This window comes from Bacillus sp. MSP13 (genome assembly GCF_000815295.1).
GTDB lineage: Bacteria > Bacillota > Bacilli > Bacillales > Bacillaceae > Bacillus > Bacillus vallismortis.
The window spans coordinates 329,301-354,088 of record NZ_JXAQ01000003.1; the positions used below are offsets into that span (position 1 = coordinate 329,301).

The window sequence follows — 24,788 nt, forward strand, 5'->3', positions numbered from 1 at the left end:
TGGCACTGAATTGTGCCAGCTATTTTTTTTAGCGCTCAATCGCGATCGCATTTTCAGGTTCTTTGAAAGGGTTCTCTTTATCAATATGGTCATAGAACATCACGCCGTTCAAATGATCGATCTCGTGCTGAAACACAATTGCCGGAAATCCTTTTAAACGAATATCAATGTTTTCTCCTTCAAGGGTTGTTCCTTTTACTCTGATGCGAGCATAGCGGGGAACATAGCCTGGAATCGCTTCATCAACAGAAAGGCAGCCCTCGCCGCTTGTTAAGTAGCTTTTTTCAACAGAATGGCTGACGATCCTTGGGTTAAATAAAGCATAGCTGTATAACTTGCCGGAAGAATCTTCCGCATGAATGGCGATCATTCGTTTTTTTATATTCATTTGAGGAGCTGCGAGTCCTACGCCCGGACGCAGTTTGTATTTTTCGGCCAGTTCCGGATTTTGGCTGTTCTTAACGAACTCGATCATGTCGGCCAGCTGCTGTTTTTCTACGTCAGCCGCAGGCAGCTCAACAGGTTCAGCTGTCTCTCTAAGGGCTGGATGTCCGTCACGTACGATGTTTTCCATAGTAATCAAGAAACTTCACTCCTAAAGCTTAATATGTAAATTATATCGGATTTCTTCACAAAGGTGCAACGAAACGAATGACCAGCCGTTGATGGCTGGTCGAATTTCTTCCTGTGTGATTAGCAGCCTCCGCCTAAATAAGCAGCTCCGACAATGATTAACAGAATGAATAAAACAACGATTAGCGCAAATGTGCGGCCATATCCGTATCCGCCATATCCGTAACCACCATAACCGCAGCAGCCTCCGCCGTATCCATATCCATACATACTACAAAACCTCCTCTTTGAATTACGCCAGAGCCTTTATGAGTAGGCATAGCGTCTACTATAACCTATGTAAAAACGAAAAAGTTGTATGGTCATCTGTCCTGATTTTTCACTTTTTTGGTTTGGTTTCTGTATTCCTCATTCAGGAAAGCTATTGCCAAATCACCCGGTGAATTCTATAGTAGAAATGGTCAAGATTGGGGGATTTAACGTGAAAGACGCATTAAAACGGCGGTCTGGGATGAAAATCGGTGTCTTTTTTGCTGTGACTCTGATGTTATCAGGATGCATGGGGCAGGACCCGGTTGATTCACTGCATCAGTCATTAGAAAAAGCCGCAGAATCGGAGAAGCCGTTTTTAGAAGAGCAGAAAACGCTAAAAGAATTGGAAGCGAAAGAAAATCAGCTTTATGATGATGTAATGACACTCAATATGGATGACTATAAAAAAATTGCAGCTTTATGTAACGAAGCGCTTGAAAATATCAGCAAGCGTGAAGAACATGTAAAGATTGAAAATGACAGCATCAAAAAATCGGAATCGGCATTTGAAGAAGCGAAAACGTCTGCTCAACATATTAAGGATAAGCACATAAAAGAAAAGGCTGACGCCGCAGCAAGCCAGATGGAGAAAAGATATTCATCTTATGACTCCCTGTATGAAGAATATAATAAAGCGCTTCAGCTTGATAAAAAGCTGTATATGCAGTTGAAAGACAAAAGCTTGACACGGGATGCTCTGGATCAGCAGATCGATAAAGTGAATGCTTCTTATAAAAAGGTCCTGAAATATAGCGGAGAATTTAATGAACAAACAGAAAAATATAATGAAGCCCGAGAAGATCTATACGATGCCGCAGGCTATCAAGTGAAAAAGAGCTGACTTTGAGAACAGCTCTTTTTTAAATGCAAAAGACATTGATATTGTTCAAAATTTTCATTTCTATTGTAGTACAGTATGTAGATGTATACTAGTACAGTTTTGAGCGCAGTCGGCTTCTGTTTTTTTATTGAAAATGTAAAGCGAATACAATTATTGAAAATCAGCGATGAAAACGATTGACGGTTCTTCTTTATTTGGTGTAAACTAATCCATGTTAAGCGGTGTTGTATTAGTTTTTTACAACTTCGAAATAATACAGTTCAAAGCAGAGTGTAACTATCCTACATAAAAGGTTTTGGCAAACTGGGGATCGGCTAAAATATATACGACTTACTGATCATACTTTAGGGTACCCTAAGTTTGTATGTATAAAAGGAATGCACGTCTAATGACTGTTTAAAAGAAAGGAAGAGGTGACTTAGTATGGCTGCAAAAACGAAAAAAGCTATTGTTGATAGCAAAAAGCAATTTGATGCCATTAAAAAGCAGTTCGAAACGTTCCAAATTTTAAATGAAAAGGGAGAAGTCGTGAATGAAGCGGCGATGCCTGATTTAACAGATGATCAATTAAAAGAGCTCATGCGCCGCATGGTATTTACGCGTGTGCTTGATCAACGCTCTATCTCATTAAACCGTCAAGGGCGTCTCGGATTTTACGCTCCTACTGCGGGTCAAGAAGCTTCTCAGATTGCAACGCATTTCGCGCTTGAAAAAGAAGACTTTGTTCTTCCAGGATACCGTGATGTGCCTCAGTTAATTTGGCACGGCCTTCCATTATATCAAGCGTTCCTTTTCTCTCGCGGACATTTCAGAGGAAACCAAATGCCTGATGATGTGAATGCTCTTTCTCCACAAATCATTATCGGTGCTCAATACATTCAAACAGCCGGTGTTGCGTTAGGTCTTAAAAAACGCGGTAAGAAAGCTGTCGCAATCACTTACACTGGTGACGGCGGAGCTTCCCAAGGGGACTTCTACGAAGGAATTAACTTTGCCGGCGCGTATAAAGCACCTGCAATCTTCGTAGTACAAAACAACCGCTACGCGATTTCAACTCCGGTTGAAAAACAATCTGCGGCTGAAACAATCGCACAAAAAGCTGTAGCTGCCGGTATTGTCGGCGTACAAGTAGACGGAATGGATCCGCTTGCTGTATACGCTGCAACTGCTGAAGCACGCGAGCGCGCAATCAACGGCGAAGGCCCGACACTGATTGAAACACTTACATTCCGTTACGGCCCGCACACAATGGCTGGTGACGATCCGACTAAATACCGCACAAAAGAAATCGAAAATGAGTGGGAACAAAAAGATCCGCTAGTACGTTACCGTGCGTTCCTTGAAAATAAAGGCTTATGGTCTGAAGAAGAAGAAGCTAAAGTAATCGAGGATACGAAAGAAGAAATTAAGCAAGCGATCAAAAAAGCTGATGCTGAGCCTAAGCAAAAAGTAACGGATTTAATGAAAATCATGTACGAAAAAATGCCTCACAATCTTGAGGAGCAATTTGAAATTTATACACAGAAGGAGTCGAAGTAAGCCATGGCGCAAATGACAATGATTCAAGCAATCACGGATGCGTTACGCGCAGAACTGAAAAATGACGAAAATGTCTTAGTTTTCGGAGAAGACGTTGGTGTAAACGGCGGCGTATTCCGTGCGACAGAAGGATTGCAAAAAGAATTCGGTGAAGACCGTGTGTTTGACACGCCGCTTGCTGAATCTGGTATCGGCGGTCTTGCCCTTGGTTTAGGCTTAAACGGCTTCCGTCCTGTAATGGAAATCCAATTCTTCGGATTTGTTTACGAAGTAATGGATTCGGTTTCTGGCCAAATGGCTCGTATGCGCTACCGTTCTGGCGGCCGCTGGACGTCACCGGTAACAATTCGTTCTCCATTCGGCGGCGGTGTTCATACGCCTGAACTTCACGCTGACAGCTTAGAAGGTCTTGTTGCCCAACAGCCTGGTATCAAAGTTGTGATTCCATCAACTCCTTACGATGCTAAAGGACTTTTAATTTCTGCGATCAGAGACAATGATCCTGTTGTTTTCTTAGAGCATATGAAACTTTATCGTTCTTTCCGTCAGGAAGTTCCTGAAGAAGAATACACAATTGAGCTTGGCAAAGCTGACGTGAAACGTGAAGGTACTGACCTTTCAATCATCACTTACGGCGCAATGGTTCACGAATCATTAAAAGCTGCCGAGGAGCTTGAAAAAGACGGCATTTCTGCTGAGGTTGTCGACCTCCGCACTGTAAGCCCGCTTGATATCGATACAATCATCGCATCTGTCGAAAAAACAGGGCGCGCGATTGTTGTTCAAGAGGCACAAAAACAGGCCGGTGTTGGAGCAAACGTAGTAGCGGAAATTAACGACCGTGCGATCTTAAGCTTGGAAGCGCCTGTACTTCGTGTGGCTGCGCCTGATACAGTATTTCCTTTCTCTCAAGCAGAAAGCGTATGGCTTCCAAACCATAAAGACGTTCTTGAAACAGCAAGAAAAGTACTTGAATTTTAATCAAACTGCATAATCGAGAGGGAAGATGAATGTTTTCCCTCTATTATATATCTGTTTTCAATGCTTACGATGTAAACTTTAAAATTGCTTAATCAAACTAGGAGGTCGAAAACTGTGGCATTTGAATTTAAACTTCCAGATATCGGGGAAGGTATCCACGAAGGCGAAATCGTAAAATGGTTTGTCAAGCCTAACGATGAGGTAGACGAAGATGATGTACTGGCTGAAGTCCAAAATGATAAAGCAGTAGTAGAAATTCCTTCACCTGTTAAAGGAAAAGTATTAGAATTAAAAGTTGAAGAGGGAACGGTTGCAACTGTTGGACAAACGATCATTACGTTTGATGCACCTGGTTACGAAGACCTTCAATTTAAAGGCAGCGAAGAGTCAGATGATGCGAAAACTGAAGCACAAGTTCAGTCAACTGCAGAAGCTGGACAAGACGTTGCGAAAGAAGAGCAAGCTCAAGAGCCTGCAAAAGCAACTGGCGCAGGTCAGCAGGATCAAGCAGAAGTTGACCCTAACAAACGCGTTATCGCTATGCCTTCTGTACGTAAATATGCTCGTGAAAAAGGCGTTGACATCCGTAAAGTAACTGGTTCAGGCAACAACGGACGTGTTGTGAAAGAAGATATCGACAGCTTTGTAAACGGAGGAGCGCAAGAAGCTGCTGCACCTCAAGAAACGGCTGCGCCTCAAGAAACAGCTGCTAAACCGGCTGCTGTACCAGCTCCTGAGGGCGAATTCCCAGAAACACGTGAAAAAATGAGCGGTATCCGTAAAGCAATTGCAAAAGCAATGGTTAACTCTAAACACACTGCTCCTCACGTAACGTTAATGGATGAAGTGGACGTAACAAACCTTGTTGCACATCGTAAACAGTTCAAACAGGTTGCTGCTGATCAAGGAATCAAGCTGACTTTCTTGCCTTACGTTGTAAAAGCACTTACATCTGCACTGAAAAAATTCCCTGTTTTAAACACGTCAATTGACGATAAAACAGAAGAAGTAGTCCAAAAACATTACTTCAACATCGGGATCGCTGCTGACACTGAAAAAGGCTTGCTTGTACCGGTTGTGAAAAATGCAGATCGTAAATCTGTCTTTGAAATTTCTGATGAAATCAATGGCCTTGCAACAAAAGCTCGTGAAGGCAAGCTTGCTCCAGCTGAAATGAAAGGCGCATCTTGCACAATTACAAACATCGGTTCTGCCGGCGGACAATGGTTCACTCCGGTTATCAACCATCCGGAAGTTGCGATTCTTGGTATCGGACGCATTGCAGAAAAAGCGATTGTTCGTGATGGCGAAATTGTAGCAGCTCCAGTCTTAGCTCTTTCTCTCAGCTTCGACCACCGTATGATCGACGGAGCAACTGCGCAAAATGCATTAAATCACATCAAGCGTTTACTGAACGATCCACAATTAATTTTAATGGAGGCGTAATGTTATGGTAGTAGGAGATTTCCCTATTGAAACAGATACTCTTGTAATCGGTGCGGGACCTGGCGGCTATGTAGCTGCCATCCGCGCTGCACAGCTTGGACAAAAAGTAACAGTCGTTGAAAAAGCAACTCTTGGAGGCGTTTGTCTGAACGTTGGATGTATCCCTTCAAAAGCGCTGATCAATGCTGGCCACCGCTATGAGAATGCAAAGCATTCTGACGACATGGGAATCACAGCTGAGAACGTATCAGTTGATTTCACAAAAGTTCAAGAATGGAAAGCTTCTGTCGTAAACAAGCTTACTGGCGGTGTTGGAGGTCTTCTTAAAGGCAACAAAGTAGATGTTGTAAAAGGTGAAGCTTATTTTGTAGACAGCAATTCGGTTCGTGTTATGGATGAGAACTCTGCTCAAACATACACGTTCAAAAACGCAATCATTGCAACTGGTTCTCGTCCTATCGAATTGCCAAACTTCAAATATACTGAGCGTGTCCTAAATTCAACAGGCGCTTTGGCTCTTAAAGAAATTCCTAAAAAGCTCGTTGTGATCGGCGGCGGGTATATCGGAACTGAGCTTGGAACGGCGTATGCTAACTTTGGCACTGAGCTTGTTATTCTCGAAGGCGGAGAAGAAATTCTTCCTGGCTTTGAAAAACAAATGAGTTCTCTTGTTACACGCAGACTGAAGAAAAAAGGCAACGTTGAAATCCATACAAATGCGATGGCTAAAGGCGTTGAAGAAAGACCAGACGGCGTAACAGTTACGTTTGAAGTAAAAGGCGAAGAAAAAACGGTTGATGCTGATTATGTTCTGATCACAGTAGGACGCCGTCCAAACACTGATGAGCTTGGACTTGAGCAAGTCGGTATTGAAATGACGGACCGCGGTGTCGTGAAAACTGACAAACAGTGCCGCACTAACGTATCTAACATTTATGCAATCGGTGACATCATCGAAGGACCGCCGCTTGCTCACAAAGCGTCTTACGAAGGTAAAATCGCAGCAGAAGCTATCGCTGGAGAGCCTGCAGAAATCGATTACCTTGGTATTCCTGCGGTTGTCTTCTCAGAGCCTGAACTTGCATCAGTTGGTTACACTGAAGCGCAGGCAAAAGAAGAAGGTCTTGACATTGTTGCTGCTAAATTCCCATTTGCAGCAAACGGACGTGCGCTTTCTCTTAACGAAACAGACGGCTTCATGAAGCTGATCACTCGTAAAGAGGACGGCCTTGTAATCGGTGCGCAAATCGCCGGCGCAAGTGCTTCAGATATGATTTCTGAATTAAGTTTAGCGATTGAAAGCGGCATGACTGCTGAAGATATCGCGATGACTATTCACGCTCACCCAACATTGGGCGAAATCACAATGGAAGCAGCTGAAGTGGCAATCGGAAGTCCGATTCACATCGTAAAATAATGCTCATATCAAAAACAGCCCTCGCATAAAGCGGGGGCTGTTTTATTTATTTTGACAGCACATGCTGCAATGGTTTAATGATATCTTCTTTCTTTTTCACACATCCCTCGATTTTCACGACGACATGGCGTTGGTCAACAACCATAAGGGTAGGAACGGTTTCAATTTCATCTTCCCAGCCTTTTTTGTTATTATAAACCTTCATTTTATCTAATTGCTCTGGATAATCTTTTTCTAAATCAAGCAGTGCATCATAATATGGCGCTTCCTGATCAATTTGGTTTTCATCAGAAAAAAACAAAATTTGTGTATGATGAATATTGTCAATCCGGCTTTTTTTTATCGGATTGATGGTGGAAAGCGTACAGCCCGATAAAGCAAATACTATTATCAGCATGGGGAATACCGCGCGATATCGCATCTATCTTCTCCTCTGTATAAACAATAGTAAACTAGTTTTAGTTTATCATGAGTGGCGGATTAATCTGCTCCTTGTTACCTAATTGTTATATAATTGAAACTGTTTTTAAAGTGAGATTACATATCGTATCATTCGTTTAACATAGCGGTCTGGGGGTATAAGGAATGTGTGGATGTGTTCTTTCATGGAAGTTTAAGAAAACACGAAATCACATGAGGTATTTTGCATATGTATCGATTAAAGCAGTTTTTTGAAGGTTGAGATTGTATAGTGAAAAATAAAAAAACACTATATAGCATCGTATCTAAATTAAATGTGTTATACAGTTTGATGTTGACATTTTAAATGTGACATATTAATATAATAGCAACAAAAGAAATTAAGCGTTTTCAAAATTCAAAGAAATGGGGAATGAGAGATGGGAACGATTGTTTGCCAAGATTGCAACGAAGCCATTCATTACTTTGAAGATGAGAAAGTGACAACATTATACGGATCATGCTGCGGACAATGTCAATGTCCTGTTGATGAAGAGTAATAAAAAGCATGCGGCTTTGGCCGCATGCTTTTTATTTATTGTATCGCTTTTTGTTCTTTAATGACCCGAATCATGTTTAGAGTTGAGTCTTCAGGTCCTTGAACCGGCAGGCCTGCGTCAAGATTCTTAAAAATGTAGCTGATGTTGTCTTCTGTAATAATTTCACCTGGAATGAAGATCGGAATACCAGGAGGATATACCATGACAAATTCAGCGATAATCCGTCCAGATGCTTCTTTTAATGGAATGACCTCCGTATTGGCATAGAAAGCATCACGAGGAGTCATTGCCAATAAAGGGATTTCCGGAAGCAGTACCTCAGTTTGCTGGTGTGTTATATCTTTTTCTGACATATGATGTGCAATCTCTGTTAATGCCTCTACAAGCCGATCTGCGTCATTTTGGCTGTCGCCAGGGGTGAAAATACATAAAATATTGTACAGATCGGATAGTTCCACTTCAATATTAAAGGATTCTCGCAGCCATTTTTCAACATCATGCCCTGTAAGTCCAAGATTTTTAACAGAGATAATCAATTTTGTCGGGTCATAGCTGTAAGCTGCTTTTGAACCGAGAATCTCAGAACCGACACAATACATGCCTTCAATCTGATTGAGGCGGTCTCTCGTCTGGTTGGCAAGCTGCAGTGTCTTTTCGGCAAGCTGATGGCCTTCTGTCGCAAGACGTTTTCTGGCAACATCCAGAGAGGCAAGAAGTAAGTAAGATGTAGACGTTGTTGTCAGCATACTCAGGATGGATTGCACTCTGTCTTTAGAAACGAGGCCTTCTCTCATGTTTAAAATAGAGCTTTGCGTCAGTGATCCTCCCAGCTTGTGTACACTTGTAGCTGCTATATCCGCCCCTGCCTGCATAGCTGAAAGCGGCAATTCGTCGTGAAAGTGAATGTGAACGCCGTGTGCTTCATCAACTAGAACGGGCACATCAAACGAATGAGCGAGTTCAACAATGCTTTTTAAATCGGCTGCAACACCGAAATAAGTCGGATTGATAACAAGAAGCCCTTTTGCGTCTGGATGCTCGGTAAGCGCCCGTTTAGCAGACTCGAGCGTAATGCCGTGAGAGATGCCTAATTCATTGTCAATTTCAGGATGAATAAAGATTGGAATTGCTCCGGAAAATACAATAGCTGTCATGATTGATTTGTGCACATTTCTTGGAATAATAATTTTATCTCCAGGTCCGCAAACAGCCATCACCATTGTCATAATGGCGCCGCTTGTTCCTTGAACAGAAAAAAATGTGTGATCCGCGCCAAATGCTTCAGCCGCCAGATCCTGTGCCTGCTTGATGATGCCTTTAGGCGCGTGCAGGTCATCTAATGGTTCAATATTGATTAAATCTATGCTTAACGCGTTTTCACCGATAAATTGTCTGAATTCTGGGTCCATTCCTGCCCCTTTTTTATGGCCTGGAATGTGGAATTGAACAGGCTGTCTGCTTGCGTGCTTTTTCAGTCCTGTATATAAGGGTGTTTCATGTTGCGACAATTGTTTTCCCACCTTTGTAATCATACCTATGGATAATAGTGTGTATTAAAATCAGTTTCTCAACCGTTTTTTAGACGTAAAACAAATGAATTATATTATGAACTTGAAAGAAAGTAAAGAACAATTTATGATCTAATGAAGATGCTTTCTCTTGAAGGAAGCAAATCTATAAGGAGTGAAGAAAATGGAGTACCAATATCCAATGAATGAAGATTGGACAACCGAAGAAGCAGTGGATGTGATTGCGTTTTTCCAGCAGGTTGAGCTTGCATATGAAAAAGGCGCAGATCGTGAAGAGCTTCTTAAAGTTTACCGCCGTTTCAAGGAAATTGTACCTGGAAAGGCTGAGGAAAAAAAGCTATGCGGTGAGTTTGAAGAGCAAAGTACATACTCTCCTTATCGCACGGTGAAACAGGCGAGAGAATCTGAGCATGCGAAGATTAAGATGTAAGAAAGAGCCGGAGGCATTTCATGCCCCGGCTCTTGTTTATGCTTGTGATACCTTTTGGGTGAATCGGTACAAGAAAGCAAGTTGCTGAAAGGCATCGTCGATGCGCTGAAGGAATTCCTGGTTATTCATATTCAGCACTTCTTCTTTTTGAAGCTGAATGCCGCATAACAGCTCGGCTTTCTTTACAGTCTGCAAACGCTCAAACAACGTCTTCAGCTGTTCCTTGTCCATTTCAGACTGCTTATGTACTCCTGGTTTTGTGTGGTCTGCGGACCAAACGAAGCTGTCTGGAATATTCTTTGTTATGGTTTCCTGATTCGCTTCAAGCAATTTGCCGTACTCTTCTTTGATAGGGGATTCATAAATAATCGCGAACCACACAAATACGTGGCTTTCCCATAAACCAATCTGAAAATGCGGCAGTTTTTTATAGCCTCTTTTGCTGTTTGCAAACGCCACCCAGCTGTCGGCAGGGGGATTGACGGATCTTCTTGCGTGCTTTGCCACATGCGGAAACATTTCATCTCCGGTTAAAGCAGATAAAGTCGGGGCGAAATGTTCGCCTAGAGCTGTAAGCTTCGGACGGACCGTCTCTTTTAGTACCTCCATGCGCGCGTCTAAGCCTTCTATTGTAAATGTGTTAAAGTCTTCTTCTGTAAAACGCATTTGAGTCATCGTTTTCCTCCTTCATGCAAGTAAACATATTTTATCACAGTTCATACGAGCGTCAAAAGATTGAGCACGTTTGAAGAAAGGGGAAATGTGGTAATAAACGAATAGGTAAACACACAATTTTCAGAATCATGTTACACGTAAATAGAAGGATCATACGATATAAGAAGTAATCATTGTTGAATGGCAAAATGGGATGCTTTTTTACAAACAAATGATCTCTGGAAGGGGCGAAAGACAATGAGGCAAGTTGTGAAAGAGGGATTTAAGGAAGAGAAAGACAATCGTGTAGCTGTCTGGAGACTAGAGGTTGATTATGAATTGGCAACCCTGTATGAAGCAATGCAAAAAGAAAATGAAGAACAGATTGAACAAAGCAAAAACAAACTTGAGCGACTCAGAAAAGAATGGATTCGTCTTAACGGGTAAAAGCGATAGTGAAAACGAACCGCGTGAATGGTTCGTTTTTACATGAGAAGGGATATTTTTCATTTTCCTTGCTTTTTCACCGCCGTTATCAGTATCCTATAAAATAAAAGGTCTACATAGAAGAGAGGGCACATACGAATGGCAAATTGGACGGAAATTGATGAGATTGCAAAAAAATGGGTAAGGGAAGCAGGCGCGAGAATAAAACAATCCATGCATAAAAACCTGACGATTGAAACGAAATCAAATCCGAATGATTTAGTCACCAATATTGACAAAGAAACGGAAAAATTTTTCATTGATCGCATTCAAGAAACGTTCCCGGGGCACCGCATACTCGGCGAAGAAGGGCAAGGAGACAAACTTCACTCACTGGAAGGAGTTGTCTGGATAATCGATCCGATTGATGGGACGATGAATTTTGTTCACCAGCAAAGAAACTTTGCGATTTCAATCGGGATATTTGAAAATGGAGAAGGGAAAATCGGATTAATTTATGATGTGGTGCATGATGAGCTTTATCACGCATTTAGCGGCAGAGGAGCTTATATGAACGAAACGAAGCTGGCGCCTTTAAAAGAAACCGTCATTGAAGAAGCCATTCTTGGCATTAACGCGACATGGATAACAGAAAACAGAAGAATTGATCCGAGTGTGTTAGCGCCCCTTGTGAAAAGAGTCAGAGGCACACGCTCCTACGGCTCTGCTGCTTTAGAGCTGGCGAATGTCGCGGCCGGCAGAATAGATGCTTACATCACAATGCGGCTTGCGCCATGGGATTATGCGGCCGGCTGTGTACTGTTAAATGAAGTAGGAGGCATTTATTCTACCATTGAGGGTGAGCCGTTTACCTTTTTAGAAAATCACGGTGTTCTGGCCGGAAATCCTGCTATACATAAAACAATATTTGAGGAGTACCTTCGTGCTGGAAAGTAGGTTATTTGAACAGGACGACCTCAGCTTGTTAGAGGCGCTCGCAGAGGCTCATCCTGTCTGGAGAGATGAGGAGTTTGGGGAGAAAGATGCTGAAAGCTATATGATCTCCTACTCCATGTACAACGGCTCTTGGCTTGTATGGGAAAAAGACGGCCAGCCTGTTGCCCTCAGCTATCATCTCGAGTGGGCGCCTTCTAACGGAAAACCATGGCTGGGAACGGTGCTGGTAGACCCGGCTGAAGAAAAAAAGGGGCATGCGGGCATGATCGTTGAACGGATCAGCACATCGCTCAAGGCCCGACACAAAGCGATGTTTGCGGCAGTTCCCATTGACCGCAGTGAATGGATCTTGTTTTTGAGCCAATGCGGGTTTGAACAGCTGAAAACGGAAAAAGATGAGAAAGGCAAATCATTTATGATCTTGGTGAAGCCTTTAGCGGAAGCTGCCGTATGATAACGGCAGCTTATTTTTGTAAGCTGTTAACCATAAAAAGCCTCCCGAAAATGAAAGGCGAATCTATGATAGAAGAAACATTATTTTTTCACCGCATGAATATAATGAATCGTTTCAAACGCCGATAAATCGTCTGTTCGATTGCCAAAGAAAAGGTCATGAATGTCGTCGGGTGTTAGATGTTCATAGATCAGTAAACCTGCTGACTCTAACATTTGTTCCATTTCTTGATAAGTAAAACATGATGTCATTGGTTCTCCGCTTGCAGCAGCCATCTTCACCATATGTTCAACTCGATTTGACTTCCCTTTTGCAGTAAAAAGTGTTTCATCGGCATAATCAAAAACGATAGAACTCCCTGAGGGGACATGAGAAAATAATTGTGTAATCAGGCTTGCATTTTCTTCTTTTGTTATATAATAAGAGACTCCCAGAAGGCTAAAGAATGTTTTTATGTTTTCAAATCCTTCATTTATAAGAGGCTGATAGGAAAACGTTTTGGTAAAATCCATAGGAACATAGTGAAGAAAATCAGGGATGGTCAGCTTAGCCTCCTTCAGCTTACTCTTTTTGAATTGCTGTGTGGCCGGATGATCAACTTCGAAAACTTGTAACGTGTTTTCTAATTCAGGATGCCGAAAACAGAAAGTATCCAATCCGGCGCCAAGAATGACATATTGCTTTGCTCCCAGCATTAATTCGTTGTGCAAGACTTTTTCGCAATACGAAGCACGTGCTAAGGGCGTCGGGGAAAGCTGTACTTGTGTAACCCACTTTAATATCTCTTCTGGATCATGTTGCAGACGATCGGCGATCTCTTTGTTGAAAAACGATATTCCTTGAATCATATTCTTGCTAATGCTGGTAAACTCTTCTTCGTTAATGAGATCTTTTGCGATAAAATCATCAAAAATGAGAGATGTGTCATATCGGCTGTGATACGCACGGGCATAAGCTGAAATCAAAGACGTTAAGCTGGACTCATTTTTCTTCATAAAATGATCCTCCCATAAAAAAATAAGATTCCCCTGGCCAGGAGAATCTTATTATACAAACAAATATATTAATAGTAAATTATAGCATAAATAAATTTTTTTGTCAATATCTATTGCTCTTTTTGTTGGCAAAATTGGAAGGTCCCCTCAACCCTGATGTTTGGTTGATTCATATTGTTACATATAACGAAACAAGCCAGAGGGATCTCAGGCTTGTCCCACATTACAATCCAACAGCATTCCAGGCCGCTTCAACTTTTGCGGCATCAGTTGAGCCGTACAAGTCGCGGGCAGACTGAATAAGAGCTGCCTTGGCATCTTTGAACGTGGAAGAAGGCGTGAGGTACGTTGTTAACGCACGGTAATAGATTTGCTGTGATTTAGAGACACCAAGCTTTGTAATGGTATTGTAAGCGGCTTTATTTGGAATTCCGCTGTTTGTGTGTACGCCGCCATAATCGCCTTCATCTGTATTTGGAAGATTTCTGTAATCGGCGTAATGGTCAGGCTGACCGTATTTTGTCGGATTGGACAGGCTGCGGAGAGCCGGCTGGCTAACCGTAATGTCTTCACCGATATCCCAGTCTTCTGTATCGTTAAAGTAACCGAATACGTCAGAGAAAGATTCGTTCAATGCCCCTGGCTGATTTTCATAGATCAGGTTGGCCGTTTCTTGAGTAACACCATGTGTCATTTCATGCGCAGTCACATCTAAAGAGCCGGAAAGCGGAGAGAAGAATGAACCGTCGCCGTCACCGTAAATCATTTGGTCCCCTGTCCATGCAGCATTGTTGTATTTAGTGCCGTAGTGAACGGAAGAAACGATCTTGCTGCCTTTATTATCATAGCTGTTTCGTTTAAATGTCGAATAAAAATAATCATATACTTTACCAAGGTTATAGTGGGCGTCAACTGCTGCCCGTTGGGATGAAGATGTGAATGCTTTCGTTGTGTTTGAGACAAGCGTTCCCGGAAGGCGGCTTTGTCTGTTTTGCAAGTCATATGTGATGATTTGCGTGCCTGTTGGTTTTGAAAGATCTCTTAGAACGTATTTTCCGCTTTCATAAGAGATATTTAAAGGAACAGTTGCGCCCTTTAAAGTTGTTCCGGTTCCAGTGGCGGCAGCATGCTCTACTTTATTTTGCTGTTTTAAAATGTCGCCTGTTTCGGCATCAACTAAGACTTCCCAATTTGCGGGTTCAGGCTCGATGTAGCGAATCGTCACGTCATAAGCAAGACGATAGCTGCCGTCCTTTGTTTCTACGGCTTTTAACTCGGCTTTATCGCTGTTTTTGGCCTTTCCGTTAGAAACAGCGTCTGGTGATTTACCAATGGCTTTGAAAGCGAGTGCAAGCGCTTTGTCAGAAGAGACTTTTTGTCTGTTTTCTGTTTTAGCGGCTGATTGATTGTGTAATTCACCATTGACCGCATAGACATTATCGGATTTATCGACGTGAATGATCACTTGTGAATCTTTAATAGGCACCCCATTAACCACAGGGGCATAACGAAAGTGCTTGTATCCAAGGGCGTCGGTCGTGCTTTCAACAAGCTTCAGCCTTTTGGCAGGGTCACCTTTAAAAATGTTGCTGTTCTTTTTCAAAAACTGTTTGACAGCCTTGTCATTTGGTGCAGATAGCCCTGATTGTTCAATTGCGTTTTTGGAGAGGAAATGTGTTTGATTCTCTTTTAGCTGAGGATTTTCAGCAGCCTGAACACCTGGAAGACTGATTGACAAACTCATAAACGATGCAGCGACAACAACAGACAATTTCTTACCTAAACCCACAATAAATCCCCCTTTTAGAAAATACAGAATAATCTTTATATTGTTATATTAAACTGGCATTCTGGAATACTCAACAAAAACTAACATAACTAGACAAAATTGATAGAATTGTCCTGTGTTTATTTTTGTTGAATAATATCAAGATGAGTCGAGTGTCATGTGATGGCTCATTGCTAGCGTTATGTTTTTTACATATCAAGAGGAAGATGAGATATTTTTGTTTCTTCTTGAAACTTTTTGATAAGCCGGCTGTCTAACCGAGTGAGGCCTTAATAAGAAGTAAAGGATTGTTGTTCGTGTTGGATGTATTCAGTCATTATGTATTGCATTTTGAACGTTATTTTATATTAAGCAGACAAAGCACCTTGCTGATCCAATGGTCAATTGTAGTTTTGGCGGGTTTATATCTATTGGTGCGTCATCCTAAATTAAACCAGTACCGCACAATGTTCTTGTCTGGTGTTATCTTGCGAATTGTGTTGCTGACGGGGGTGTCTGTTGAACTCATTCACCAGGTGCAAGCAACAAATTTCATCAGCGCTTACATTAGAGAGGACGGAAATGAACTGCTGCCGATGCTGCATTTTTTGTTATACGGGTATGTGCTGCTGACGGCTTTTCACTATATGCTGATGCCTCGTGATCATGGTGGAAAAGGCATGTTTTATACGTTCGATCTTGCCGTTGTCAGTTTGCCGATCGTACAAATGATATTCAGTTTCTTTTCGTATTGGAAGGAATACCCAGATGGGGTCGAGCTGATTGTATTCGGGTTTCTGTTTTTCATCATTATTCTTCCTATTGTATTGAATCTATTGATTTTCAAGCTGTATTGGAGAACAAATAAGTTTTTACTAGGTTTATTTTATACGCTGATTATCGGACTGCTTGTCTTGCTGCTTGTCCCATTTTCTGGGCATACCTTCATTGATTATGCTGCAGTGATGCCATACTCGATTTATTTGACAATGGCGGGATTTTTGATGAGCTATCATCTGTTTCAAAAGTCAGGCAAAGTTTATGTGCGTGTGAATAAGTGGCTGACGATGGCTGTCATTGTGTTTTTTGTTTTGCTTTTAAATCCGATCTATAACGTAGGAACTGCTGCTTTCGCTGTATCAAAGCCGGCAAATGTTCATGACTCATTCAATTTTGTAGGAGAGCACATTTCATCTGAAAAAGCGGAACAGATTCTAAAGTCGTTTTTTCCTGCGGATGAGACATTGTATTTGCGAGGTACAAACATGGATGTGCATTATTTCTACTCATTTAAAAGCATGAATTATGAGGCAGATGTCGATGAAGTATCCCAGCTGATACGTAATTATCAGTATTTGAAAAAACCGCATGGGAAAACGCTGATTGATCAGGAGTACGTACGGAAGTCCATCGCTTTCCTTGAGCAGCACGGACGTGTGTTAAATAAGGATCATATCGAAACAACGGTATCTAAGGAAGACGGCCAGACAGCCGTTCGTATATTCCTGAAAAATCAATTTCATAAAAAAGATCATGATGATGGAGCTGTATTTTATTGGGAAAAGGAAACCTTAATGGGCTTTAGCGAAGACCCTTCGATTTATCAGCTTGATTCTCTTCAGCATGTTCATATCACAGAACAGGACATACATGATAAAGTGAATGAAATGTTTACAGATTTAAAAATACCGAAACAGACTTATCAAATCGCAGATATTGAAATCGACAGCATGCTTGGTAACTTGGTGCGCGTTGAAACTAGGGATGGAATTGTTTTGGAATTCGAGAGTGAATCCGGTTGCTTACATAGTCTTTCGCTTCCAATGAAAAAGAATATTTCACTGAAAAACAACCAGCTGCAGCGGCAGATATTATCGGTCTTCGATGCTGATGTATCAGAAATGAAAAAAAGCAGGCAGAGTGATGGGGTAGTGTATCATGATTCATCTAACATGTACGAGTTTTTTGAAGATCAGGGACTGTTACACGTTTATGCTTACAGTGATACATCAGATAAGACATTTCCGTATACGTATCGTAATGGCAAATTGGCTTATGAAAAAGTAGCTTCTGCATATCCGGATGTCATTTACAAAAAACGCATGCGTCCGATCATCGTTCGAAGTGGAAATGAACGCCATTATGCATGGCTGATCATTATTCAGCCGTTTGGCTCAAACCGCCATGATGCTTATGTGGTGGATGGAGACACACAAGAGGTGAAAAGTCTTTATGAATCATAAAGAAAAAGCGTCTGTATTTTTAGATTTATATGATCTATATAAAGAAGGAGAGCTAGAGGATGAATCAATGGAATGGATGAAACAGCATAAGCCGTTATTTCAAAAGAAAGCGGAAAGCTTAATAAGTGAATCTTGTTCAAAGAGAAGCCCGGGTGCTGAAGAAGAGAGCCAAATCAGACATATGAAAGTATACCTGTCTTCCATGTATATCTGTTTCATTTTATTAGCCATTTGGATGACGGTGTGGTTTTATTTTTAATGAAGCACAGGGATTCTATTGAGGACTTGTATCGACAGTATTACCAAGAAATTTTAAATTACTTATTCAGAAGGACTCATCACCTTGAAACAGCCAAGGACTTAGCGCAGGACACGTTTGTGAGAGCTCTTAACGGCTTGTCTTCGTTTAGGGGGCATTCTTCCTTTAGAACGTGGCTTTACACCATTGCCCATCACACTTTTGTCAATTGGTATCGCAGGGATGTCAAATACCAATTTACTGATATCAGCAAAAATGAAGGATTAACGCAAGCCACTTATGAGCAGCCTGAACAATATCTGTCACGGACTGTAGAAAGTGAGACCCTAAGGCAGGAGCTTCTGCAGTTAAAAGATCAGTATCAATCCGTTCTGATTTTAAGAGAATTTCAAGAGCTTTCTTATGAAGAAATCGCTGAGATATTGGGATGGAGCCTTTCAAAGGTGAAAACCACACTGCACCGGGCAAGATTAGAGCTAAAGAAAAACATAACGAAAAGAAGAGAGGAGGAGCGGATATGACCTGCTTTCTAGTAAGAGACCTGCTCCCTCTGTATCTTGAAGGTGATTGTAAAAGTGAAACGGAACACGTCATTGAAGAACATTTAAAGACATGCAGCAAATGCAGAGAAATGTATGAGATGATGGCTGAGCCTTTTGAATGGGAAGGTGGACAAGCCGTTGAGGAGGCTTTTCTGCCGGAAGAAGAATTGCGGTTTAAACAGAGGTACTACGGTTTGCTGATCGTTAAAGCTGCTTGCTGGTTTGGAGCGGCGGTTGCCGTGATGCTGATCATCAAACTGCTGATATAAAGAAAAAGCACCTCCAAATTTTAGACTGTGTCTAAAATTAGGGGTGCACTTCAATACCGGCAAGCGCTTATTTAGATTAAGCTTGAGGATGAATCATATCATAGATTCCGGCAAGCTGTTCTTGTGACAGAGCACTGAAGAGTTTTCCATAAGCATCAGCTTGCAAAGGTGTCGCCCCTGCTTGTACCGCTGCCTCTTTATCATAGCTGTATACACCGTCTTGTAATACAATGGCTGCTTGAAGAATGTGAATCTTTAGGGAAGCAGCGGAGAACAATTGTTCAAGAGCGAGTGCTTCGTTTTCTGTGAAGCCAAGTTCAACTGCTTTTTCTGTATCAAATTTGTAATTTCCGTCCTCGATATACAGACATTTTGCAACGACGCTGAAAAATTCTGATGTCGACTCCCATAATGTTGCGATTATTTGAGCCTCTTCATTTGTCATTCCTAACTCAACAGCTTTTTCGCTGTCAAAAAAATACACACCATCTTGTTCGTATATACTTTGATTTAATATATCGATGAATGCATTGAGATCTTCGTTTGTGATTGTCTCATGCTGAACATGGACAGTCGTGTTATCAGCCAGAGTTTTTGCGCTGGCTGCATCAGGGCCGAACGTGAATAGAGCAGCTGAGGATAGTGCGGCAGTCGTTAGCATCGCTTTTTTTACAAATAGTTTCTTCATGTTTTTTCTCTCCCTTTTATGAATTGTGATACAAATTCCATTATAGGGATATACTGGTTTATTAAAAATAGGCTTTAAGATATGTTATGTATATCATTGCCGAACTACTTTTTGCTGGTGACATATGTCATTTTAAGACGATTGGCGATGTATGAAATGCCGTTTTGCATCTTCCTGACTAAGAAACAGGGGAGATAAGTCTTGGTGAAATGAAAAACACCGCTATCTTTGAGGTGTTTCAGCGTGTCGACAAACCCTCGCATTCGTTGTCAGTCCTGCGCGTTGGTGCTCACGGGTTACGAAAGGAACGACGGCTAAATGCTTAGGCGTCCTGCCTAAACACCGCCGTCATCACATCCTGTGAAAGTCTATCCAATACTCGTCCTTCCTAGACTTCTTCAAGGGTTTTCAATTACGCTGAAAAGATGACAAAGTCCTAAAACAAAAACTGTTTTAGGACTTTGTCAACAATCTGAAACACCGCTATCTTTGCGGTGTTTTTTGATTATAATGTTTCCGGCCAGGCAATGCTTTTAATCAAGCAAGCCCTGCTCGCGCATTTTCTTTTTTACTGTAAATCCGCCGCCCATAACGGCGCAAACGAGTACAATGCTCCCTGCAATGCCTATGGCGCTTTTTTCAGCGATAAAGACGCCGATCAGCATTATGCTGAAAACCGCTGCAAATGCAAATAATAGGAAAAGCCAATTCGTTTTTTTCATATTTTCCATCCCCTTTTACGACTTATAGTAAGTTTACTGAAAAACGTGACGCTTTTAAAGAGGAAGTGTGGTATAATATGAAAGTTATCTAATTTTTTTAGGAGATGAAAAAGTGAAACTTCGAAACGATCTTCGCAACATCGCGATTATTGCCCACGTTGACCATGGAAAAACGACTCTAGTCGATCAGCTTTTACATCAAGCTGGTACGTTCCGTGCCAACGAACAGGTTGCTGAACGCGCAATGGACTCTAATGATCTTGAACGCGAACGCGGCATTACAATTTTGGCGAAAAATACGGCGATTAACTATAAAGATACACGCATCAATATTTTGGATACCCCTGGACACGCAGACTTTGGGGGAGAGGTAGAACGGATTATGAAAATGGTTGACGGCGTACTTCTTGTCGTTGACGCTTATGAAGGCTGTATGCCTCAAACTCGTTTTGTTCTGAAAAAAGCCCTTGAACAAAACCTGAACCCGGTTGTTGTTGTCAACAAAATTGACCGTGACTTTGCTCGTCCTGAGGAAGTGATCGATGAGGTTCTTGATTTGTTCATTGAGCTTGATGCCAATGAAGAGCAGCTTGAATTCCCAGTGGTATATGCTTCAGCGATTAATGGTACAGCGAGTCTTGATCCGAAACAGCAGGATGAAAATATGGAATCTTTATATGAAACCATTATTAAGCATGTTCCGGCACCTGTTGAAAATGCAGAGGAGCCGCTTCAATTCCAAGTTGCCCTTCTTGACTACAACGACTATGTAGGCCGTATCGGAATCGGACGCGTATTCCGCGGTACAATGAAAGTCGGTCAGCAGGTTTCTCTTATGAAGCTTGACGGAACGGCTAAATCATTCCGTGTAACAAAGATTTTCGGTTTCCAAGGCTTAAAGCGGGTGGAAATTGAAGAAGCAAAAGCGGGAGACCTCGTTGCGGTTTCCGGTATGGAAGATATTAACGTAGGTGAAACGGTCTGCCCTGTAGACCATCAAGATCCGCTTCCAGTGCTTCGCATTGATGAACCGACACTTCAAATGACATTTGTCGTGAATAACAGCCCGTTCGCAGGCCGTGAAGGTAAATATGTAACAGCCCGCAAAATTGAAGAACGTCTTCATTCTCAGCTTCAGACGGATGTGAGTTTGCGTGTTGAGCCGACAGCTTCTCCAGATGCTTGGGTTGTTTCCGGACGCGGTGAGCTTCACTTGTCAATTTTAATTGAGAATATGCGCCGTGAAGGTTATGAGCTTCAAGTTTCAAAACCTGAAGTTATCATCAAAGAAATCGACGGCGTACGCTGTGAGCCTGTTGAGCGTGTGCAAATTGATGTTCCTGAAGAGCATACAGGCTCTGTCATGGAGTCAATGGGTGCCCGCAAAGGCGAAATGATTGACATGATCAACAATGGTAACGGCCAAGTCCGTCTTATTTTTACGGTTCCTTCTCGCGGACTGATCGGATACTCCACAGAGTTCTTATCATTAACACGCGGCTTTGGTATTCTCAACCATACGTTTGACAGCTATCAGCCGATGCAGGCGGGCCAAGTCGGCGGCCGCCGTCAAGGTGTACTTGTATCAATGGAAAACGGAAAAGCGACATCTTATGGTATTCAAGGGATTGAAGACCGCGGTGTCATCTTCGTTGAACCGGGTACTGAAGTATACGAAGGAATGATTGTTGGAGAGCATAACCGTGACAACGACCTTGTCGTTAACGTCAGCAAAATGAAGCAGCAGACGAACGTCCGCTCCGCGACAAAGGATCAGACAACAACAATTAAAAAAGCGCGCATCATGTCTCTTGAGGAATCTCTAGAGTACTTAAACGAAGATGAATACTGTGAAGTAACACCTGAATCCATCCGTTTAAGAAAGAAAATCCTCAATAAAAACGAACGTGAAAAATCGGCTAAAAAGAAAAAAACAGCAGGATTGTCTTAATCTCTTGCAGAATTTGAAAAGATAGAACCCGTACGTATACAGGGGAGGGAATCTTTTTGAATGACGTAAGTGAACGCCTGTCGTTCTTTGCTGCTCTATATCAAGTAGACCGGCAGCCTGCGGCAGGCATGTGGCTTTTATACGGCACGATTTTTGTGTTGGCTGTTATTGTATTTAAGCTTGGATTTGCTAAACGGCTTCCGGTATTAAAATCAGCAATGGTGTATGTCTTTCTAGCTTTAGGCTGCACTGTTTTGACCTTTTTAGGCGTGTTTTTACCCGTGGCAGAGGGATTGGTCGTCGCTGCGCTGATTTTAATCATTTACAAAATTCGGCTATATCAGTCAAAAAAGGGACAGTCTGCAAAATCATAAAAGACTCAGCTTCTCAGCTGAGTCTTTTTTGTTCTGTATGCTAAAGCTGCCGCTTTATTTTTTGATTTTTTCTTTCTTCTGCTGTCCCGGGTGAAAAGTGAATTTTCCCGTTTTCAGCCGTTCTTCTGTTTTTTGGGTAATCCGATCGTGGCATTCCTGGCACATATATGTATGGATTGGGCGGTTTCGAAGCCGTTTCGCGATCAGGGTATCATCATCAATTGTTTCAATTTTATCGCAAATAGAACATTTGACCCTCATCATATCACCTCTTTCACTAACATGTATTATAGCATGGATCAGAAGCTGTCCAAAATAAGAAAAAGCTAAAGCGCAAGGCTATAGCTTAATCATCATTATTTTTTCATATGGTGATCAGATTGATCATTTTGCTCCTGTTCCAATTCCTGCTGTTGCTTTCTGTTTAATTGGTCATTTTGCTGCTTTGTTTGCGGCTCATCTTCATCGTCAATCACATCGTTTGGCACTTCCGGAAGCACTCGGCCGACTATTGCAGCCAATTCATCTAATATGCCTGTCACCGGCCGGCCTTCACTGATTTCTCTGCTCATTTCATTTAGGCGGCTGACCGTATCCGGGTCAGCAATAACCACTGCGTTGGCACCATGTCGATCATTTTTTAGAGCTTGTGCCACAGAGTATTTAATGGTTTCCACTTTGCTTCTGTCCAAATTATCATCGACATCAATGCCTACAACGGCATAGCCCCCCAGCACAACGGCTGTTGCATCCTTAACATCGGGGATTTTTTCAGCAACGCTGACAAGATGTTTGGCAATGTCCGTTCTTGTCCCATTGTCTTTTGTCTCCTGAGTTGTGTCCTTTACGTGAATCGGTTTGGTTTCCTGCTGCTTTGTTGATTCTTTTTCAACATTTTGATCCTGGTTTCCTTGTTGATAGGCACATGCGGACAGGATAAGCGTCAGCTGTATCATAATGAAAAGAATTCGCACTTGCGGGTTCCCTCCTTGAAATGCATTCATTAATTTTATTGTTGAATTAACCTTCTATCTTTATTCACAAAAACATATATTTTAGCAGGCAATCACCTTTTTCATCGTAAGAGGAGCAGGAAGAACTTTGACCCTTATATCAGGAGGCTGAGACTTGAGTAAAATTTATGTGTTAGATACGAATGTGTTATTACAGGATCCTAACGCGATATTTTCTTTTGAAGAAAATGAGGTTGTCATCCCTGCTGTTGTGTTAGAAGAGGTTGATTCAAAAAAACGGTATATGGACGAAGTTGGGAGGAATGCAAGGCACGTATCTAAGCTGATCGATGCTTTAAGGCAAAAGGGAAGGCTGCATGAGCACGTTCCGCTCGACACCGGCGGCACACTGAGAATTGAACTGAATCATCGTTCGTTTCACCAGCTGCAAGAAATCTTTATTGAAAAAACGAATGATAATCGTATATTGGCTGTAGCGAAAAACTTAAACCTCGAGGAAGAGACGAAAGAAGCTGGAAGGCCGGTTATCCTCGTCAGCAAGGATGTATTGGTCAGAGTGAAAGCGGACGCAATCGGGCTGCATGCTGAAGATTTCTTAAATGACAGGGTTGTGGACAATGACGAAATGTACAGCGGCTACAAGGATTTATATATTAGCCAGCAGCTGTTCGGCTCTTTTTATGGGAAAAATCAAATTTCAGTAAACGAAATGAAACAGCACACATTTTACCCGAATCAATTCGCATTAATGAAAGATGAGCTGGGAGGATCTTCTTCAGCTGTAGGGATGGCGGATAAAACAGGGACGGTCTTAAAAAGGCTTGTTTTTGATGATGAACATGTATGGGGGATCAGGCCGAAAAATGTACAGCAGACAATGGCACTAGAGCTTTTGCTGCGTGAAGATATTCCGCTTGTCACCTTAATCGGAAAAGCAGGCACCGGCAAAACGCTTTTAGCATTGGCTGCGGGACTGTTACAGACAGAAGACTTGGGAATATATAAAAAGCTGGTCGTCGCGAGGCCGATTGTTCCTGTTGGCAAGGATATTGGCTACTTGCCCGGCGAAAAAGAGGAAAAGCTAAAGCCTTGGATGCAGCCGATTTTTGACAACTTGGAGTTTCTGTTTAATGCGAAAAAACCGGGAGAGCTCGAGGCTATTTTGGCGGGTATTGGCTCAATACAGGTGGAGGCGCTGACTTATATCAGAGGGAGAAGCATTCCAGACCAATTTATTATTATTGATGAGGCGCAAAATTTGACCAGGCATGAGGTGAAAACGCTGCTGACGAGAGTCGGTGAGGGGAGCAAAATTGTCTTAATGGGCGATCCAGAACAAATTGATCACCCATATTTAGACAGTCTGAACAATGGTTTAGCCTATGTAGTTGAACGTTTTAAAGGACAACCCATCTCTGGCAGCGTGAAGCTGTTGAAAGGCGAGAGATCAGGTCTCGCCCAGCTTGCCGCCGACTTGCTGTAAGC

The 24,788-nt window shown here is 42.1% G+C and carries 28 protein-coding genes; 17 read left to right on the forward strand and 11 right to left on the reverse strand.

The features are described 5' to 3' along the window. Positions 1-28: 28 nt before the first annotated feature. Positions 29-583, reverse strand: coding sequence for a peptide deformylase (gene def / locus SC79_RS02995; RefSeq protein WP_039073819.1), 555 nt, complete (start codon positions 581-583; stop codon positions 29-31). A 110-nt stretch (positions 584-693) separates the two neighbouring features. Beyond that, positions 694-843 (reverse strand): YjcZ family sporulation protein, encoded by a 150-nt coding sequence (locus SC79_RS03000; protein ID WP_039073820.1) that lies wholly within the window; start codon positions 841-843, stop codon positions 694-696. 211 nt (positions 844-1,054) lie between these two features. Between SC79_RS03000 and SC79_RS03005 the strand changes: the two genes are divergently transcribed. From SC79_RS03005 to lpdA, 5 genes are all read left to right on the forward strand, one after another. Further along, positions 1,055-1,726 (forward strand): YkyA family protein, encoded by a 672-nt coding sequence (locus SC79_RS03005; protein WP_039073821.1) that lies wholly within the window; start codon positions 1,055-1,057, stop codon positions 1,724-1,726. 423 nt (positions 1,727-2,149) lie between these two features. Then, complete coding sequence (gene pdhA / locus SC79_RS03010; RefSeq protein WP_039073822.1) at positions 2,150-3,265, forward strand: pyruvate dehydrogenase (acetyl-transferring) E1 component subunit alpha; 1,116 nt, start codon at positions 2,150-2,152, stop codon at positions 3,263-3,265. 3 nt (positions 3,266-3,268) lie between these two features. Further along, entirely contained in the window at positions 3,269-4,246 is a 978-nt protein-coding gene (gene pdhB / locus SC79_RS03015; RefSeq protein ID WP_039073823.1) for a pyruvate dehydrogenase complex E1 component subunit beta, read from the forward strand. 114 nt (positions 4,247-4,360) lie between these two features. After that, positions 4,361-5,692 (forward strand): pyruvate dehydrogenase complex dihydrolipoyllysine-residue acetyltransferase, encoded by a 1,332-nt coding sequence (pdhC, locus tag SC79_RS03020; protein ID WP_039073824.1) that lies wholly within the window; start codon positions 4,361-4,363, stop codon positions 5,690-5,692. Between the two features lie 4 nt (positions 5,693-5,696). Next, positions 5,697-7,109: a dihydrolipoyl dehydrogenase gene (gene lpdA / locus SC79_RS03025; protein ID WP_039073825.1), complete on the forward strand. Its 1,413-nt coding sequence runs from the start codon at positions 5,697-5,699 to the stop codon at positions 7,107-7,109. 46 nt (positions 7,110-7,155) lie between these two features. Here lpdA and slp read toward each other — a convergent pair whose 3' ends face one another. Continuing rightward, a complete protein-coding gene (gene slp, locus SC79_RS03030) occupies positions 7,156-7,530 on the reverse strand; it encodes a peptidoglycan-associated lipoprotein Slp (RefSeq protein WP_039073826.1) in 375 nt (124 codons plus the stop codon). 418 nt (positions 7,531-7,948) lie between these two features. On the opposite strand from slp, the gene SC79_RS20370 reads away from it, so the two are divergent. Further along, positions 7,949-8,068: a GapA-binding peptide SR1P gene (locus tag SC79_RS20370; protein WP_082022512.1), complete on the forward strand. Its 120-nt coding sequence runs from the start codon at positions 7,949-7,951 to the stop codon at positions 8,066-8,068. A gap of 35 nt (positions 8,069-8,103) precedes the next feature. Here SC79_RS20370 and speA read toward each other — a convergent pair whose 3' ends face one another. Beyond that, the gene (gene speA / locus SC79_RS03035; RefSeq protein WP_039073827.1) at positions 8,104-9,576 is read right to left on the reverse strand and encodes an arginine decarboxylase; all 1,473 of its coding nucleotides are present in this window, start codon (positions 9,574-9,576) and stop codon (positions 8,104-8,106) included. Positions 9,577-9,760: 184 nt separating this feature from the next. On the opposite strand from speA, the gene SC79_RS03040 reads away from it, so the two are divergent. Beyond that, positions 9,761-10,027 (forward strand): UPF0223 family protein, encoded by a 267-nt coding sequence (locus SC79_RS03040; protein WP_039073828.1) that lies wholly within the window; start codon positions 9,761-9,763, stop codon positions 10,025-10,027. Between the two features lie 36 nt (positions 10,028-10,063). Here the strand turns inward: SC79_RS03040 and SC79_RS03045 are convergent, their stop codons facing one another. Further along, entirely contained in the window at positions 10,064-10,702 is a 639-nt protein-coding gene (locus SC79_RS03045) for a YktB family protein (RefSeq protein WP_039073829.1), read from the reverse strand. Positions 10,703-10,939: 237 nt separating this feature from the next. Here SC79_RS03045 and SC79_RS03050 point away from each other — a divergent pair, with 237 nt between their 5' ends. The 3 genes from SC79_RS03050 to SC79_RS03060 all read left to right on the forward strand — a co-directional run bounded on the left by SC79_RS03050 (position 10,940) and on the right by SC79_RS03060 (position 12,518). Continuing rightward, the gene (locus tag SC79_RS03050; protein WP_039073892.1) at positions 10,940-11,128 is read left to right on the forward strand and encodes a hypothetical protein; all 189 of its coding nucleotides are present in this window, start codon (positions 10,940-10,942) and stop codon (positions 11,126-11,128) included. Between the two features lie 138 nt (positions 11,129-11,266). Further along, positions 11,267-12,064 carry an inositol-1-monophosphatase gene (suhB, locus tag SC79_RS03055; protein ID WP_010328442.1) on the forward strand — a complete coding sequence of 266 codons (798 nt, stop codon included), beginning with the start codon at positions 11,267-11,269 and terminating at the stop codon, positions 12,062-12,064. Between the two features lie 25 nt (positions 12,065-12,089). Beyond that, on the forward strand, positions 12,090-12,518 hold the full coding sequence (locus tag SC79_RS03060) for a GNAT family N-acetyltransferase (RefSeq protein WP_082022531.1): 429 nt from the start codon (positions 12,090-12,092) through the stop codon (positions 12,516-12,518). An 80-nt stretch (positions 12,519-12,598) separates the two neighbouring features. Here the strand turns inward: SC79_RS03060 and SC79_RS03065 are convergent, their stop codons facing one another. Together SC79_RS03065 and nprE are read right to left on the reverse strand one after the other, a co-directional pair. Next, positions 12,599-13,513: a class I SAM-dependent methyltransferase gene (locus SC79_RS03065; protein ID WP_039073831.1), complete on the reverse strand. Its 915-nt coding sequence runs from the start codon at positions 13,511-13,513 to the stop codon at positions 12,599-12,601. A 223-nt stretch (positions 13,514-13,736) separates the two neighbouring features. Then, positions 13,737-15,302 (reverse strand): neutral metalloprotease NprE, encoded by a 1,566-nt coding sequence (gene nprE / locus SC79_RS03070; protein ID WP_039073832.1) that lies wholly within the window; start codon positions 15,300-15,302, stop codon positions 13,737-13,739. Positions 15,303-15,589: 287 nt separating this feature from the next. On the opposite strand from nprE, the gene SC79_RS03075 reads away from it, so the two are divergent. From SC79_RS03075 to SC79_RS03090, 4 genes are read left to right on the forward strand one after another with little or no spacing between them, the layout of a single operon-like run. Then, positions 15,590-17,524 carry a hypothetical protein gene (locus tag SC79_RS03075; protein WP_082022513.1) on the forward strand — a complete coding sequence of 645 codons (1,935 nt, stop codon included), beginning with the start codon at positions 15,590-15,592 and terminating at the stop codon, positions 17,522-17,524. Beyond that, a complete protein-coding gene (locus SC79_RS03080; RefSeq protein WP_039073833.1) occupies positions 17,514-17,783 on the forward strand; it encodes a hypothetical protein in 270 nt (89 codons plus the stop codon). Before SC79_RS03075 ends, SC79_RS03080 begins: the two co-directional genes overlap by 11 nt. After that, complete coding sequence (locus SC79_RS03085; protein ID WP_039073894.1) at positions 17,783-18,304, forward strand: sigma-70 family RNA polymerase sigma factor; 522 nt, start codon at positions 17,783-17,785, stop codon at positions 18,302-18,304. Before SC79_RS03080 ends, SC79_RS03085 begins: the two co-directional genes overlap by 1 nt. Next, the gene (locus SC79_RS03090) at positions 18,301-18,594 is read left to right on the forward strand and encodes an anti-sigma factor family protein (protein WP_039073834.1); all 294 of its coding nucleotides are present in this window, start codon (positions 18,301-18,303) and stop codon (positions 18,592-18,594) included. Before SC79_RS03085 ends, SC79_RS03090 begins: the two co-directional genes overlap by 4 nt. Before the next feature lie 76 nt (positions 18,595-18,670). On the opposite strand, the gene SC79_RS03095 is transcribed toward SC79_RS03090, so the two are convergent. After that, complete coding sequence (locus tag SC79_RS03095) at positions 18,671-19,282, reverse strand: hypothetical protein (protein ID WP_039073835.1); 612 nt, start codon at positions 19,280-19,282, stop codon at positions 18,671-18,673. Positions 19,283-19,815: 533 nt separating this feature from the next. Continuing rightward, positions 19,816-20,004, reverse strand: a complete 189-nt coding sequence (locus tag SC79_RS03100; protein WP_039073836.1) for a YlaF family protein — start codon at positions 20,002-20,004, stop codon at positions 19,816-19,818. 112 nt (positions 20,005-20,116) lie between these two features. On the opposite strand from SC79_RS03100, the gene typA reads away from it, so the two are divergent. Continuing rightward, entirely contained in the window at positions 20,117-21,955 is a 1,839-nt protein-coding gene (typA, locus tag SC79_RS03105; protein WP_039073837.1) for a translational GTPase TypA, read from the forward strand. Positions 21,956-22,011: 56 nt separating this feature from the next. After that, complete coding sequence (locus tag SC79_RS03110) at positions 22,012-22,329, forward strand: YlaH-like family protein (protein ID WP_039073838.1); 318 nt, start codon at positions 22,012-22,014, stop codon at positions 22,327-22,329. A gap of 54 nt (positions 22,330-22,383) precedes the next feature. On the opposite strand, the gene SC79_RS03115 is transcribed toward SC79_RS03110, so the two are convergent. Together SC79_RS03115 and SC79_RS03120 are read right to left on the reverse strand one after the other, a co-directional pair. Then, entirely contained in the window at positions 22,384-22,593 is a 210-nt protein-coding gene (locus tag SC79_RS03115; RefSeq protein WP_082022514.1) for a YlaI family protein, read from the reverse strand. Positions 22,594-22,685: 92 nt separating this feature from the next. After that, the gene (locus SC79_RS03120) at positions 22,686-23,303 is read right to left on the reverse strand and encodes a YhcN/YlaJ family sporulation lipoprotein (RefSeq protein WP_039073840.1); all 618 of its coding nucleotides are present in this window, start codon (positions 23,301-23,303) and stop codon (positions 22,686-22,688) included. A 154-nt stretch (positions 23,304-23,457) separates the two neighbouring features. On the opposite strand from SC79_RS03120, the gene SC79_RS03125 reads away from it, so the two are divergent. Then, positions 23,458-24,786 carry a PhoH family protein gene (locus tag SC79_RS03125; protein ID WP_039073841.1) on the forward strand — a complete coding sequence of 443 codons (1,329 nt, stop codon included), beginning with the start codon at positions 23,458-23,460 and terminating at the stop codon, positions 24,784-24,786. Positions 24,787-24,788 lie beyond the last annotated feature (2 nt).